At 62.0% G+C, this 255-nt stretch carries 1 protein-coding gene; it reads right to left on the bottom strand.

The annotated features are described in order from the left end of the window. A partial coding sequence (locus tag IB279_RS36930) for a ferrochelatase (protein WP_192341321.1) occupies window positions 1–255 on the bottom strand: 255 nt, incomplete at both ends.

Below are 255 nucleotides of genomic sequence, written 5' to 3'. Positions count from 1 at the left end.
ACCAGCCGAGCTTTTCGCGCAAAAGCCGCGCGGTCTTCTGGCACTGGCAGTAGTAGGGATCGCCCTTGTCGAAATAGCTCTTCGGAATGCCGTGGAAGGAGGTCAGAACCACCTCCGGCTCCCAGTCTAGCGTCGCCAGGTGACGCTCGATCGAGGTTGCCAGAGCGTCGATGTAGACGGGATCGTCGTGGTAGGGCGGAACGGTGCGCAGTGCCGGCTGCCAGCGCATCTTCAGAAGCGCCTCGAAGGCCTTGT

Origin of the sequence: Ensifer sp. ENS06, from assembly GCF_014852205.1 — a bacterium.
GTDB classification, from domain to species: domain Bacteria; phylum Pseudomonadota; class Alphaproteobacteria; order Rhizobiales; family Rhizobiaceae; genus Ensifer; species Ensifer adhaerens.
The sequence above is the reverse complement of the archived record's forward strand: the minus strand, read 5'-3'. Positions and strand labels throughout refer to the sequence as shown.